10 protein-coding genes are annotated in these 13,427 nt (G+C 64.2%); 6 read left to right on the top strand and 4 right to left on the bottom strand.

The window, feature by feature from the left end:
* Window positions 1-268: 268 nt before the first annotated feature.
* A complete protein-coding gene (locus LVJ94_38625; protein ID WXB02815.1) occupies window positions 269-2,407 on the bottom strand; it encodes a hypothetical protein in 2,139 nt (712 codons plus the stop codon).
* A gap of 975 nt (window positions 2,408-3,382) precedes the next feature.
* On the opposite strand from LVJ94_38625, the gene LVJ94_38620 reads away from it, so the two are divergent.
* Both LVJ94_38620 and LVJ94_38615 read left to right on the top strand, forming a co-directional pair.
* Entirely contained in the window at window positions 3,383-4,648 is a 1,266-nt protein-coding gene (locus tag LVJ94_38620) for a hypothetical protein (GenBank protein WXB02814.1), read from the top strand.
* A gap of 203 nt (window positions 4,649-4,851) precedes the next feature.
* Window positions 4,852-6,384 carry a PilT/PilU family type 4a pilus ATPase gene (locus tag LVJ94_38615; GenBank protein ID WXB02813.1) on the top strand — a complete coding sequence of 511 codons (1,533 nt, stop codon included), beginning with the start codon at window positions 4,852-4,854 and terminating at the stop codon, window positions 6,382-6,384.
* 6 nt (window positions 6,385-6,390) lie between these two features.
* On the opposite strand, the gene LVJ94_38610 is transcribed toward LVJ94_38615, so the two are convergent.
* Complete coding sequence (locus tag LVJ94_38610; protein ID WXB02812.1) at window positions 6,391-7,062, bottom strand: hypothetical protein; 672 nt, start codon at window positions 7,060-7,062, stop codon at window positions 6,391-6,393.
* A gap of 76 nt (window positions 7,063-7,138) precedes the next feature.
* The gene (locus tag LVJ94_38605) at window positions 7,139-8,059 is read right to left on the bottom strand and encodes an N-acyl homoserine lactonase family protein (protein ID WXB02811.1); all 921 of its coding nucleotides are present in this window, start codon (window positions 8,057-8,059) and stop codon (window positions 7,139-7,141) included.
* A 337-nt stretch (window positions 8,060-8,396) separates the two neighbouring features.
* Between LVJ94_38605 and LVJ94_38600 the strand changes: the two genes are divergently transcribed.
* The 4 genes from LVJ94_38600 to LVJ94_38585 are packed head-to-tail and all read left to right on the top strand — an operon-like array spanning window position 8,397 to window position 12,278.
* Window positions 8,397-8,828, top strand: coding sequence for a hypothetical protein (locus LVJ94_38600; GenBank protein WXB02810.1), 432 nt, complete (start codon window positions 8,397-8,399; stop codon window positions 8,826-8,828).
* A 5-nt stretch (window positions 8,829-8,833) separates the two neighbouring features.
* Window positions 8,834-10,618, top strand: a complete 1,785-nt coding sequence (locus tag LVJ94_38595; GenBank protein ID WXB10785.1) for an OmpA family protein — start codon at window positions 8,834-8,836, stop codon at window positions 10,616-10,618.
* Entirely contained in the window at window positions 10,618-11,154 is a 537-nt protein-coding gene (locus LVJ94_38590) for a GTP-binding protein (protein ID WXB02809.1), read from the top strand. Before LVJ94_38595 ends, LVJ94_38590 begins: the two co-directional genes overlap by 1 nt.
* The gene (locus LVJ94_38585; GenBank protein ID WXB02808.1) at window positions 11,151-12,278 is read left to right on the top strand and encodes a HAMP domain-containing histidine kinase; all 1,128 of its coding nucleotides are present in this window, start codon (window positions 11,151-11,153) and stop codon (window positions 12,276-12,278) included. The genes LVJ94_38590 and LVJ94_38585 overlap by 4 nt, the downstream gene beginning before the upstream one ends.
* Here LVJ94_38585 and LVJ94_38580 read toward each other — a convergent pair.
* Window positions 12,275-13,252, bottom strand: a complete 978-nt coding sequence (locus tag LVJ94_38580) for a hypothetical protein (protein WXB02807.1) — start codon at window positions 13,250-13,252, stop codon at window positions 12,275-12,277. The two genes, LVJ94_38585 and LVJ94_38580, sit on opposite strands and share 4 nt — an antisense overlap.
* Between the last annotated feature and the right edge of the window lie 175 nt (window positions 13,253-13,427).

Here is a 13,427-nt window from a genome sequence, read left to right as displayed (position 1 = left end):
ATTCCGATGCCGATGTCGAGTCGGACGCCGACGCCGAGTCGGCATCGGATTCGGCGTCGGCATCGGCGTCGGCATCGGGTTCGGTCTCGGATTCGGATTCGGGGCCCTGACCCGGTGCAGCGCTCCACCGCCCCGCTCGTTTTCAGGTTCTCGAGCTCGCCCTTCAAGCCATTGAGGTCCTCCGGCCCGTCGTGGTACGTGTCCGCCGTCAGGACCGCGATCTCGGCGAACAGTCGCCGCCCGGCTCCGGCCGTCCCTCGACGTGCCACTAGCGAAAGGCCACGCTCGCTGCACCGTTTGCCTGTGTGACGCTTACCGTAAACAGTTTACTCGTGGCGTCCCACGTCAGCGGGCCCACGGCGCCGACGGAGGCCACCGCTGTGGGGGCGGTTGGCGCGTAGCCTCGCAATGTCACCGGGCCTTCGCTCGCGGCGAAGGCGAGATCCACCGCGAGAGTGCCGTCGTCGGCGACGTGCGTGACGCGCTTCTTTCCGAGGGACACGTACTTCCCGGCGTCGCCCACCAGCGCGATGCCTGACGGTCCTACGGGCACGATGATGTAGTAGCTGCGAGGGCCGTCGCCACTGAAGCTGAGATCCTCGGTGAAGGCGGTGCCGGCGTCCTGCACGTGGCCCTTTCCGCGGAACCAGTTGTAGACGAACACGTTCCCCGTGTAGCCGAGGGTGGCGGGCGCGAAGGTGAGCGGGCGGTTCCCTCCCACCTGCGTGTACGCCCACACGTACGACGCCCGCATCGCCGGCGAACCTCCGAAATCCGTGTAGGTTGCAGCCACAGTGGGGGCGTCCGAGCGTCTCGCGCTGTTTACGAAGGTCGTATCCAGCGGAACGAGTGGCATGTCCGGCTTGACGATGACGCCGTCGCTGCGAATGGACCGTGAAATGTTCGCCTTGTTCACGCTGCCGATGGCGTCGCCCGCGCCGAGCATGCCCGCGGACAACGTGGCCATGATCAGGTTGTTCTCTTCGCTGCTCATGAACACGTCGGTCCACGGCCAGATGCCGAGCGCGCTCACGAAGCGGGAGCCATACAGCTCGTCGGCCCATTTCTCGCGGCTGAATCGATCTCCGCTGACCCGCGACGTGACGAGATTGTCGTACTTCGTACCCTGCAGAACATGCCGCGGAAGCTGCAAACAGTATTGCATCGTGATGCCCTTCGCGGCCATCGCGTGCGCCATGTTGTCCATGAATGCGTCCTGGTCGTGCAGGTTGTTCGTCAGCGGTAGCGCATTGATGTTGAGCCAATCCTGCTCGTAAACCTCCACCCCATTCGCCGACAGGTATTCGGCCACCGCCTTCCAGAAGGCGGGATCCGTCGAAACGTTGTTGGACATCGTGTACCGCTGGCGATACGGACTCGCCGGATCGATCCACCGCGAATGCGTGACGAACGGCAGCCCGAGCTCCGTTCGAAACGGCCCTAAATCGTTCGGGAAGAGCGTCTTGTCGGCCACGTACTCGTAGATGCCGCCCGATTTGTCCCTCCAATCCACGTTGGGACCCTTGGGGTACCACCAGCTGTCGAGCTGCATGTAGGCCAAAGGAATGCCCTGCTGTTCGAAGTAGTTCCTTACATCGAGAAGCGTGCCCTGGTAGCCCTTGGCGGCATCATAATTGTAATAGTACGTGGCGCCATTGTCGGTCCAATAGCCAAAACGCTCCAGCGAAGGGACAGCATCGCTTGATGGCAGGTTCTTTCCCGACCAACGCGTGAGCGCCCGGCCCCATGTTTCGTAGGCGGCATTGATGCCCGGCTGCGCCACGAGCACCGTTTGGAATGAAAAGCCCGACGGGATGCTCGTGACCGCGGGATCCACACCGGTGGTCATGGCACCCCCCGCGAGCTGCGTCGATGCATTCATGAAATGGTTGGCGGCGGAAAGCACGAATGCATTCGCGTCGTCATCGAAGAAGACCCACGGGCTGTCTGCGGCAAGTTCGGTAAAGGAGTGCCGCGAGAACTTCCCGTTGTACGTGAGGTGATTCGGCACACTCGGGAATTTCGTGAGCTTCGGAAACGACGTCTTGTTCGGCGAGTCCTCCCGATAGTCGACGGTGAAGAGCACCACCGGCACATCCTCGTAGGCACGAATGGCCGCGCTTTTGAGCCCGAAATCCGCGTACACGAACCCGAGCTCCGTGTAGCTGCCCAGCGAATCCGAGCCTTTGATACCGGTGTCAATTCGCAGCGGACGGACGCCGAGGCTACCTCCGAAGGACCACCCCGGCTGCTGGAACGTCACGAGGTAGTCGCCGCGGCTGGACATCGAAACCTTCGTCCGCGCACTCTCGATTTCGCCACCGGCCAACGTGGCATTGGGCTCGCCCCCCGCGACCGAGCCATCCTCGACGCAGGCCGTGAGGGAAAAGGCCGTGAACATGCCCATCGTCATTTTGTGGAAGATACGCATCTTGGCGATTGTGGCCGATGCCCCGCGTCGGTCAATTCGCCGGCGCCGCCATATTTCGATATTTGCGATGTCGAAAGGCGCGGTTTGCGCCAATGGCGATAAGCGTCGCTAATGGTCTATTCAGAACATGCCTGCGGCGTCGGTCGTCAAGCCTCCCTGGGGCGGGGCAATGCCCATGCTGAAGCTCGACGGGCGTGGGCGGGACGCTCGGGCTGCTCAGCCTCGGACCAGACCGTATGAGCTCGCCTGAACTGTCGCGACGCCACGAACAATTCGGCCCGCGACATTTGCATCTCGATGCAGCGTTCGGATGAATGGTGAAGCATGAAACGCTTACCGTTCGTTGCTTCGCTTTTCGCGGTTGTCGCACCCGTGATCGCCTGCCTCGGAGACTCTGCCATGTCGCCTTCGCAGCCTCCTCCGAAGGATGGGGGGTTGCCAGAGGATGGAGGTCCTCCGAAGGACGGGGCCCCGCCGACGGATCGAGACGCGTCGGGTTGCGTCGATCTCGCCGCGTTGCCCGTCTGCTCTCCAGGTGGATGGTGTTGGGTCGACCCACTGCCACAGGGTTCTCTGATCTCATCGATCCACGGGCTCGCACCGGACGACGTATACGTGGCCGCCCAATCCATCCTCCATTGGGACGGGAAAGGATTCTCGCCCGTCCACTCCGATGCGACAGTGCCGTTTGTTCGGGTCTACGAGGCCGCACGTGGCGAAGTCTGGGCCGTGGGCAATCGGACCATGGATTACTCTCCCGGCGGTCGCATCGTGCGCATACGTGACGGGGTTGCCGAAACGATGCGCGAAACGCCGGCCAGTTTCGTTGCCGGAACAGGGCCGAACGATATCTGGTTTGTACATGGCAATACGGCCACGCATTGGGATGGCAGCACGTTCACTGATTCTACGGTCGCCCCCACCCCTGACGCCACCGCAACTTCACTCTCCGTGGCCGGAGGCCGTGCGTGGATCACGGTGGGCATCGAATACAGCACGAAGTCTTTGCTCTATTCATTCGCAAATGGAGTCTGGTCCTTCGAGACCAACGCGGATTTCGTGCACGCTTTCAATGCGAATGACGTGTGGATCTCCAACAAGAACCGCGCGGGTAGGCTCGGTTCGACGCTTCTCGAGAGCGAAGACCCTTACGACCGCTTTTACGAAATCGCGGGGGCCTCGCCGACCGACGTCTGGCTGCATCGCTTCACCGGAAAGTCGTTGGTGCACTCGGATGGCACATCGCTTCGTCCTGTTCCCGGACTCAATGATAGCTTCACGGATCTGTTCATTGGCGGCACGGATTGGGGATTCATAGGGGGGCCGGGCGGAGGATTCCTGAAGCGTGATGGAGCAGAGTCGTTCGTGCCGACGAGCCCCCCACCACTTCCTGGCATCATGAACACGAGCATGTGGGGGACAGGGCCTGCCGACGTGTACAGCGTCGGGAGTAACGGCTCTGTGGGCGTCGGTTTGGCCAAACATTGGGACGGGTGCCAGTGGAGCGTCGTGGACTTTGGCCGTAAGATCGGAACCCTTCGGGGCGTGTGGGCGACGGGCAGCGACGTCTGGATCACGGGATACGAAGAGCTGCCCGGCGACAGGAAGGATGGATTCCTGCTTCACAAGGACGCGTCGGGCAAGTGGACGTATCTCCCACAGGACCCCCATTCCTACTACGTCGGGGTGTGGGGCAGCGCCGCAAACGATGTCTGGTTCGCGGGCCCAAACTTCATGCATTGGGATGGCTCGACGTTCACCAAGGTGCCGCTACCCGACGAGCGTAGACCCACCGCGGACCTGCTATCCGGCTCCGCAGCGGACGATATTTGGGCCGTGCACTTAGGCAAGTCGAATCCGCTCTTTCATTACGATGGCCGGGCGTGGACGGCCCAGCCAGGGCCAGAGGTCAACTTCATCCGGTCCATTGCGAAGAATGACGTTTGGGCGACCAGTGCGGACGGCTCGGTTCATCACTACGACGGAGCGACGTGGAGGTCCGTCGGGCTTCTTCCCGGTAAGCGGTGGTCGTCGATCGGCTCGATATGGGCCAACGGTCCGAACGATGTATGGTTCGGCGAAAACGCGCACTGGGATGGTTCGGCCATCCAGTTCGTGCATCCGATCAGCAGCAGCGAGGATTTCATGAACCACTCGATGTGGGGTGACGGGACTCTCGTCTGGACGTCCACGGGTCATGTTCATGGAACACGCTGAATCATGAGCCGTCCTGGTTCGGCGAAAGCCTGCGCTGGGATGGCTCGGCCATCCGTCTCGTGTCTCCGATCCGGGGTCGGCAGCGGATGACGCTGCCTGACACCTCGCGCGCCTCGTAGAAGCCGCCTCGTTCCCGACAAAGGAAACGCGGCGGACGTTACGCGGGAAGGGCGGCCGCGGGTCGGTTGTCGTAGAACGAACCGATGGCACGCATCGACAGCATTCTCGCGGTGGTGGTTCAACAAGGGGCGAATGAGCTGCGGGTCGGCACGGATCGCGAGCCCAAAATGCTCGCGTACGGGACGGCGAAGCGCTTTCACATGGTGTCCACCTCCGAGCAGGAGCTGCGCGAGCTCCTCGGGGAGATTCTCTCGGACGAGCGAAGCGAGGCGCTGCGGAGTGCGCGCCGGCTCGACGTTTCGTACGAGGCGGGGGAGCTCGGGCGCTTCCGCGTCACCTTCACCGGGCGGCAAGACGGCGGGTTCGACGCCGTGTTCTTGCGCGATCGCAGTCGCCCAGCGCCTGCCGCGGCCGTGGCACCGCCTCGCGACATCCCCGCCGTGCGCGAGCGCGACATCGCACCGATAGCAGCGCCCGAGATGGCAGCGCCCGCCGAGGCACCGCCGCGTCTTTCCGTGGTGCGCTCCGCGGCCCCCACCGCGGGCGCGACGTCGGGGCCGCTGCCCTGCGAGCCGCTGCTTGCGCGTGCGCTAGGCATGCGTGCCAGCGATCTTCACCTCGTCGACACAGATGTCCCCGTCGTTCGGGTCGATGGCCAGCTGCATCGCCTGGAGGACGAGGGCATCGAGGACGTCGGCACGCGCCTCGGCCTCGATGCCACCACGCTCGGCGCCGTGACCTCGGGGCGCTCGCTCGACTTTGCCCTCGAAACGGCGGAGGGTGGGCGCGTGCGCGTCAACGTCTACCGCACCTCGGACGGCACCGCGGCCGCGCTTCGCTTTCTCGCGCGCAGCGCGCCGGCGGTCTCCTCGCTCGGTTTTCCTCTGCCCATCGACGATCTCGTGGACGGCAATCACGGCCTCGTCCTGGTCTGCGGCGCAACGGGCTCGGGCAAATCGACGACCTTGGCCGCCCTGGCGCAGGCCGCGCTCATGCGCCGGTCCATCGTATTGCTCACGCTGGAGGACCCCATCGAGTACACGCTCGCCGCTGGCCCCCGCGCGCTCGTTCGCCAGCGGCAAATCGGACGCGACGTCCGCGACTTCGCAAGCGGCCTGCGCGATGCCCTGCGCGAGGATCCCGACGTGCTCGTCCTCGGGGAAATGCGCGATCCCGAGACCATCTCCCTGGCGCTCACCGCGGCGGAGACCGGCCACCTGGTGCTGACCACGCTCCACTGCGGCGGGGTCGCGTCGGCCGTCCAGCGCATCGTGGACGCGTACCCCGCGGAACGGCAGCTCCAAGTGCGCACGCAGCTCGCCGACGTGCTCCGGGGCGCCATCGCCCAGCGCCTCGTCCCGCGTGCACGCGGAGGGAGCGGACGCGTCCTCGCCGCCGAAGTCCTTCGCGCGACGCACGCGGTCACCAACTTGATCCGCGAAGGCAAGACGGCACAAATGGCCAGCGTTCTCCACTCGGGCCGGCGCGAGGGCATGATCGCCCTCGAGCGCCACCTGGCCGACCTCGTGCGCAACGGCGAGATCCGCGGTGAAGACGCACGCGCCGTCGCCGGGGATCCCGATTCGCTCGCGATGTTCTTACGCAGCGCTACCTAGCGACCATCACGCGGCGCTTTCGACCAGGCCGAACGCGGCGACGCCATGGCGTCGGAGCTCGCGTTTGAGCCACTCGAACTTCGCCGGTGCCCCGATCATGCGCGCCAGAAAATCGGCAGACCACTCGTCGAACGTGCGCGCACCGCACTTGGAGAAATCGCCGCCCTCGCCGGCGAGCACGCGGCGCCATTCGGCGGCGACCCGCAGGAACGCGGCGGTGGCGAGGAGCTCCTCGCCGTCGAGGCGCGCGATGTTTCCATCGGCCAAGGCGGCTGCCGCGCTGGTCGGAAACGCCGCATACGGCGCGCGTCCCTCGTTGATGAACACGCGAAGCGCCTCGAGATGAATGAAAATGCTCGCGCTTTCGGCGGCACGAACCAGCGCTTCGAGCCACCCGTTGAACGGATCGTCGTCCGCCATCTTCGCGGTATCGACGACCTCGATCAGGAGCTCGATCGTCTCGAGCTCCACGGTCTCGGGCTCGCGCCCTTCTTCCACCATGGCTACTGGGGCATCGATCCACGTCGCATCGTCGCCGGCGAGCACCACGACGTCGGGGGACGAGTCGCTCTCCACCAAATGATTTTCCAGCGCGGTGGCAAAGTCGAAGGCTCCATCGAAAGCATCCTCATCGTCGAAAAAATCCGTTGAGGAAGCACGAGGTACTAGGGTCGTCATGGTCCCGAATCATTCGGGATCCGAGCGGCGCGGGCCAAAAAAATGGCCTGGTCCGCGCCGCCATCGAGACGCCGCGTTATTCGTAAAAGCCGGGCGCGTGGCGCAATGTCGCGCTCTGCTCGTAATCGTGCTGGATCCAGAGCGTCGCGTGGTTCGCCTGCAGGAACTGGTCGGTCTCCTGCATCGTCTTGATGGTGCGCTCCTTATCGAAGTTCCACGCCGGCACGCCGCGCGCCTTCCAATTGTCCGTGAAGTGCACCAAGTCGCCCGAGAGCAGAATGTTTCCGGTCTTGGGCAGCTTGAGGAACAACGCCTGGTGCCCCGGGGTGTGCCCGAGCGCTCGCTTGATGACCACCGAGCCATCGCCGAAGACGTCGAAGTCGCCCTCCAGCTTCTTCACCGGATTGGCCTTGAGCGTCGGGTAGGCCGCCGGATCGTTTCCAAACTTGAGCGAGTCCGGGCCGAGCACGGACTCGTACTCCTCTTTCTGCACCAGCAACGTGGAGTGCGGGAAGAGGCCGACGTTGCCGCGGTGATCCTGGTGCATGTGCGAGATGCCCAGGAATTTCACCGAGTCGGGCGCCACACCAATGGCCTGGTACTGCGAGGCGACCGTCTTTTTCACGCGAAGGGTGAAAAGATCCTTCATCGCCTTGATGCCCTCCGGCTTGGTCGCCAGCTCGTCCGGCAAACCCGTGTCCCAAGCCATCGTGCCCTTGGGATGCACGATGAGGTAGCACGAGCCAATCAGGTGGCGTTTGACGCCGGGGGTGTTCAGGTTCGCGTGGAAGATGGCATCGTCCGACACCTCGATGTCGCCGCACTCGAAGACATAAAGGCGGAGTCCCTTTTCCGCTGCGGCAGGACCCGGCGTCCCCTCCGCTTTACTGGCCGAAGTTTCAGGCGTTTGGGCAGGTTTCTCCGTTGCGCAGCCCATTCCCATCAAGGAGATGGCGAGCGTCCCGGTCAGCGCGGTGGCGCGAAGTGTGGTTTTCATGTGCGCAAGACGATGTGTCGCTCGTCGCCTTTGGCAAGAGCGCACGGGGCGTTGTGCCTCACGCGTGCGGCTGCGCCACGCAATGGTCTCGCTCGCTTGAGGCGATTTTTTGCGCCATTCGTGAAGAAACGCCCGCAGCCCAGCGGCCCAACCTTGCGGCCGAGGTTCGCACCGTTCTTGCGTTCGGCCCAGGACCAATATGGCTGTAGCAAATGGAACAACGAGCGATCGGGACGGAAACGGACGGGTTCAGGGGCAGGTGAATCAAAGCCTCGAACAAGTCCGCGAAATACTCTTCGGCGCTCCTTTTAGGGACTTGGAACGAAAGCTTTTGCGCGTGGACTCGCACCTCGCCAGCGAGGCGGAGGAACTGCGCAAGGAGATGAGACGCCGTCTCGGTGTTCTCGAGACGCACGTGCAGCGAGAGTCCGAGGCGCTTGCCGCGCGCTTCGAGGCGGAGCGCACGGCGAATGCCCAGGCACTCGCCTCTGTGAATCGCGATGCACGCGATACCGTGGTGGCGCTCGAACAGCGCGTGACTCGGCTGGAGGAGGCACTGGCCCGCGCGCAGCGTGAGTTGCGGCAACAGATCCTCGACCAGGCGAAGTCGTTTCTCGACGAAGCGCGGCAGACGCGCGACGAGATGGCGGCAGCCATGGAGCGCGAGCTCGCGGCCCTCACGGAGCCGAACGAGTCCGCGGATGCGGCCGATGTGAGTGGCGCGCGGTACATTGGCTCCGAGGCGCGCGCGCAGACTTCGGATCATTGAAGAGCGTGCAGGAGCAAAAGCGAAACAGCCAGGTCGTGCCCGCGCGGCGTTTGCGGCGCTTCGCGAACGACCGCGACGACCTCGAGGATCTGCGGCGGATCCTCATGGGGCCCGATCGCGCACGCCTCGAGAAGCTCGAGGGGCATATGTCGCCCGACGCCTTGGGGAAGGCCCTCCCCGAGGCGGCGGTGGCGAGCCAAAAGCAGGGTGAAGACTTGGCCTGGGCGCTGCGTCCCACCGTGATGGCGGCCATCCGCGATGCGGTGAAGACCGAGCCGCAGATTTTCATCGACGCGCTGGTTCCCGTGATGGGGCCGGCGATCCGCAAAGCGGTGACGCACGCGTTGCGTTCGTTGCTGCAGCAACTCAACGAGACGCTCGCGCACGGTCTTTCGCTGCGCGGGCTGAGATGGCGCGTCGAGGCGGCCCGCACCGGTCGCCCGTTCGCGGAAATCGTGGTGCTGCGAAGCTTGCTCTACCGCGTGGAGCAGGTCTTCCTGGTGCACCGCGAGAGCGGTCTGGTGTTGCACCATTTGGTCGCCCCCGGGAGTCCGCCGCAGGATCCCGATCAAGTGGCCGCGATGTTGAGCGCGATCGACGCATTCGTGCACGACGCGTTTCGCGAGGACGCCCGCCTGGCGCGCTTTCACGTGGGCGAGTTGGTTGGTTGGGTGGAGCACGGCCCGATGGCGGTGCTCGTCGCCGTCGTGCGCGGGACGGCGCCCGACCATTATGGAGATGTGATGCGCGAGGTGCAGGAGCGCATCCATCTGCAATTCCGCTCGGATCTCTCGTCGTTCCGCGGTGAGGTGGAGCTCTTCGAGCAGACCGAGTCGCTGCTGCAGCAGTGCCTGCAGAGCGAAATGCGTCCCGCGGCGAATCCGCGGCGTTCGCGGGCGTACTCCCTCGTGGCGTTGGCCCTGGTGGCGGTCGTGATAGGGCTGGGCATCGCGTGGAAGACGCATGTGAACCACGTCGAGGAGGCGCGGTTTCAGAGTGTGGCGACTACGTTGCGACAGGAACCGGGACTGATGCTGACGGACGCGCGCCGCGATGGGAAGCATTACGCCTTCGCGGGGCTGCGCGATCCGCTGGCGCCGGAGCCTGCGTCGCTCGTGGCGCCGCTGGGGATGAAGTCGGGCGATGCATCGTTCGACTTCGGCGCCTTCTATTCCTTGGACCCGCGGCTGACGGAGCGCCGCGCGATTCGCGTGCTCCAGCCGCCCGACGGCGTGACGTTGGCGGTGGATGGCGAGACGCTCGTGGCGCGAGGAAGCGCGCCCCGGGCCTGGATCGATACGTCGCGCGTTCTCGCGCTGGCCCTTCCCGCGGTATCGCGCTTCGACACGAGCGCGCTGCGCAATACCGATGCGGAACGCGACTTCGAGGGCGCGAGCGAGACGCTGACCTCGTCGATGGTGCTCTTTCCCTTGGGCTCGGCGGAGATTCGCCCCGAGCAACGCAGTGCCCTCGAGCATGTGGCCCGCGCGGCCGCGAAGCTGTTCGCCGTGTCCCGCGAGACGGGAAAGACCGTGAATTTGGTGGTGACGGGCCATACGGACGCGCGCGGTGCGGAGGGGCTCAATCAGTCGCTCAGTTCGGAGCGCGCGGATCGCGTGGTGCGTGAGTTCGTCGCGTTGGGCGTTCCCGCCGAGAACATTCGCACCGTCGGGGCAGGGGTGACGATGGTTCCCGATTCGGAGGCGTGCGCCCCGCCCGCCGTTTCCATCGGGACGTATCGCGGAGCGTCGTGCGCGCGTCGCGTCGATTTTCGAGTCGAGCTTCGCTGATGGCGACGAAGAAAAAGAAGATTTGCATGCTGGGCGCCACCGGCGTGGGCAAGACGAGTCTCGTCGCACGCTTCGTGCACAGCATCTTCTCGGATGCATACCGCACCACCGTGGGGGTCACCATCGACAAGGCGCACGTGCGCGTGGACGACCACGAGGTGGATCTCGTCATGTGGGACTTGAGCGGCGAAGACGAATTTCAAAGTGTGCAACTTGCCTATCTGCGCGGCGCAGCGGGATACCTATTGGTCGCGGACGGAACACGGCGCGAAACGGTGACCACGGCGCTGTCCCTCCAAGAAGCGGCGGTCCGTGTCGTGGGCAACATTCCTCTCGTGCTCGTTCTGAACAAGGCGGATGTCACCGCCACGTGGGATATCGACGAGGACATGGAGAAGCAGCTTCAGGAAAAGAAGTGGACGCTGGTGAAGACGAGCGCCAAGACCGGCGATGGCGTCGAAAGCGCCTTTTCCTCGTTGACCCGCGCGATGCTCGCGGCGGACGGGCTCGTCCAGGACAGTGAGGGCCGAAGATGATCGAAGGCGCGGGGATTCTGACGGCGCTCGACATATTGGTGCTCGAACGTCACGAAGGGCCATGGTTCGTCCCGCGCGGTGAGCTGCCCTCGTGGTGCGATTCGCTAGGAACCGGGACCATCGTGCGCGACGTTCCGTTTCTCGCATCCGACGTATTTCCGTTTTTCGCGCTCTTCATCGCGGATGCCGAGGGTACGTGGGCGGGGCAGGGGTCCGCGAGGCTGGACTCGGGTGGCTTTACGCAGATCGTCGACGGAGGCTCCGAGCTGCATCTGGTCGCCACGGCGTTGCGGGTTCCGGAGGCGGAGAAGGCGCTGTCGCTGCTCGTGGTGGCGGAGAACGAGCGAATCTTTCGCGAGGAGCGCACCATGCTGCAACGCGCCCGCGAGCTGCGTTTTGCGCACGACGCGCTTTCGCGCGAGGTGGAGCAGAAGGAAGTGCTGGCCCACTGCATCGTGCACGATCTGCGCAATCCTTTGAGCAGCATCCTCGGGGCACTGGCCCTGCTCGAAAAGCAGCCGCTGCCAAAACCGGATGCCAAATTGGTCGAGGTGGCCCTTCGCGCGGCGAGCCGCCAGGACGAGCTCATTCGCGAGATCCTTGCGGTGTTCGCCGCCGAACACGATACCGCAGCCGCCGCGGGCGAGGCCCCACGCGCCGACGTTTGCGCCGTCGTTTTGCAAATTGCCAATGTGCTCTCGCCCAAAGCGCGCGCCCGCAGGGTGGAACTCTTGCCGCGTATTCATATTGCGCACGGCGATACCCTCGTGGCGGGCGACGAACTGCGGCTGTTTCGGGTCATTGGTAATCTGGTGCAGAACGCACTGAAGTACAGTCCCGCCGACGCCGTCGTTCGCATCACCGTCGACGACGATGTGGAGGGCTTCATTCTCGTCGGCGTCGAGGACTCTGGCACCGGCGTTCCGGCGGCATTGCTGCCCCATTTGTTTCGCAAATTCGCCCGCGCCGGCGATGGCACGCCGGGCACGGGCCTGGGGTTGTATTTCTGTCGCATTACCATCGAGCGCTGGGGCGGCACCATCGGCTACGAACCGCGCCCCGAGGGCGGTTCACGCTTTTGGTTCCGCTTGCCGAAGCGGCGTGGCATTGCGCGGCCCTCCTAGGGCTTGGAGATCGCCACCACGTTGTAGGAAGTCGTCGGTGTCGGGTCGGTGGTGAGGCGCCCGTTAGGGAGGTACAAGCGTGGTCCGAAGGAGGCAACCGTGGTTGGGACGTCGAAACGCGAATCGGTCAGATGACCGACGACCTTGCCCGAGCTTGCAGAATCGTCGAGTTCCACCACGGCCACCTCGGCGGGGACCAGACGATTGCGTACCACGTACAGCGTGTGACCCTCGCGAAGGAGTCCGTCGCCGAATGTCAGCGATTCACCGCCGACATCGATGAGCCGCGTCACACCGGTCTTCGGATCGACTCGATAGAGTTTTCCGACATTGGTGGCCACGACGATCAGCGAGCGACCATCGGGCGATGTCACGATGCCATTTGCATTGAATCCTTGCGCAAATACGAGATCGCCGGTCAATGGGACGGGGACGGCTTGTGCAGGCAAAGCGCCATTTGGTCCAAGGGGTAGCTTGTACAGCGTCGGCGAGTACGAGTCGGTGAACCATGCCGCGTCGCGCGTGAGAAGGACGTCGTTCACGAAGGTGGGGGAGCTGTCGAACGAATAGCTCTGCAGTACCTTTCCAGTGGTCGCGTCGATGACCCGCGCATTGCCTGCGATTCCGCCGGCGACGAAGAGCCGATTCCGGTCATCGATCTTCAATCCCTGCGAAGGCGTTCCTGGTCCGACGCTCAGAATCGAACCCCGGCCCGTGCGCAAGTTCACCTGATAAATCGAGCCGTCTTTCCGCGAGCCGAAGTAGGCTCTCGGCAACCTGCCGATGGCGATGCCTTCGGGCTGGAACCCATCGGGGAGTGAAAAATTCGCAGGCCACGGCGCACCGTCGACGGGGGCGTTCTCCGCATCGATGCGATTCTCGACATCCGTTCCCGGGTCGATGTCATCGGCCGCCGCCGAACATGCCATCCCCATCATGGCGCACATGGCCATCGCTACGAGTCTGTAATTCATGGTTCCGATTTTCTCCCAAAGTTGCATTCATTCGCATTTGCGAGTGCCGCATGAGATTGGCACCACGCGATCGGGGAACGGCACCGTGGAGGGGGCGAACGGACATGGAGTGCGGTGAACGGAATGGTGTTTAGCGCCATGGCATGCAGTGCCGGATGGAGAAAAATGCCGTTTG

Source organism: Sorangiineae bacterium MSr11367 (assembly GCA_037157805.1).
GTDB classification, from domain to species: Bacteria; Myxococcota_A; Polyangia; order Polyangiales; family Polyangiaceae; genus Pendulispora; species Pendulispora rubella.
This window is presented reverse-complemented; position numbering and strand designations above follow the sequence as displayed.

What these genes read in the sequence shown, in the direction of transcription:
- LVJ94_38625 (WXB02815.1), bottom strand. Translation starts at nt 2,407, where the DNA reads ATGGGCATGTTCACGGCCTTTTCCCTCACGGCCTGCGTCGAGGATGGC.
- LVJ94_38615 (WXB02813.1), top strand. Translation starts at nt 4,852, where the DNA reads ATGGCACGCATCGACAGCATTCTCGCGGTGGTGGTTCAACAAGGGGCG.
- LVJ94_38610 (WXB02812.1), bottom strand. Translation starts at nt 7,062, where the DNA reads ATGACGACCCTAGTACCTCGTGCTTCCTCAACGGATTTTTTCGACGAT.
- LVJ94_38605 (WXB02811.1), bottom strand. Translation starts at nt 8,059, where the DNA reads ATGAAAACCACACTTCGCGCCACCGCGCTGACCGGGACGCTCGCCATC.
- LVJ94_38590 (WXB02809.1), top strand. Translation starts at nt 10,618, where the DNA reads ATGGCGACGAAGAAAAAGAAGATTTGCATGCTGGGCGCCACCGGCGTG.
- LVJ94_38585 (WXB02808.1), top strand. Translation starts at nt 11,151, where the DNA reads ATGATCGAAGGCGCGGGGATTCTGACGGCGCTCGACATATTGGTGCTC.
- LVJ94_38580 (WXB02807.1), bottom strand. Translation starts at nt 13,252, where the DNA reads ATGAATTACAGACTCGTAGCGATGGCCATGTGCGCCATGATGGGGATG.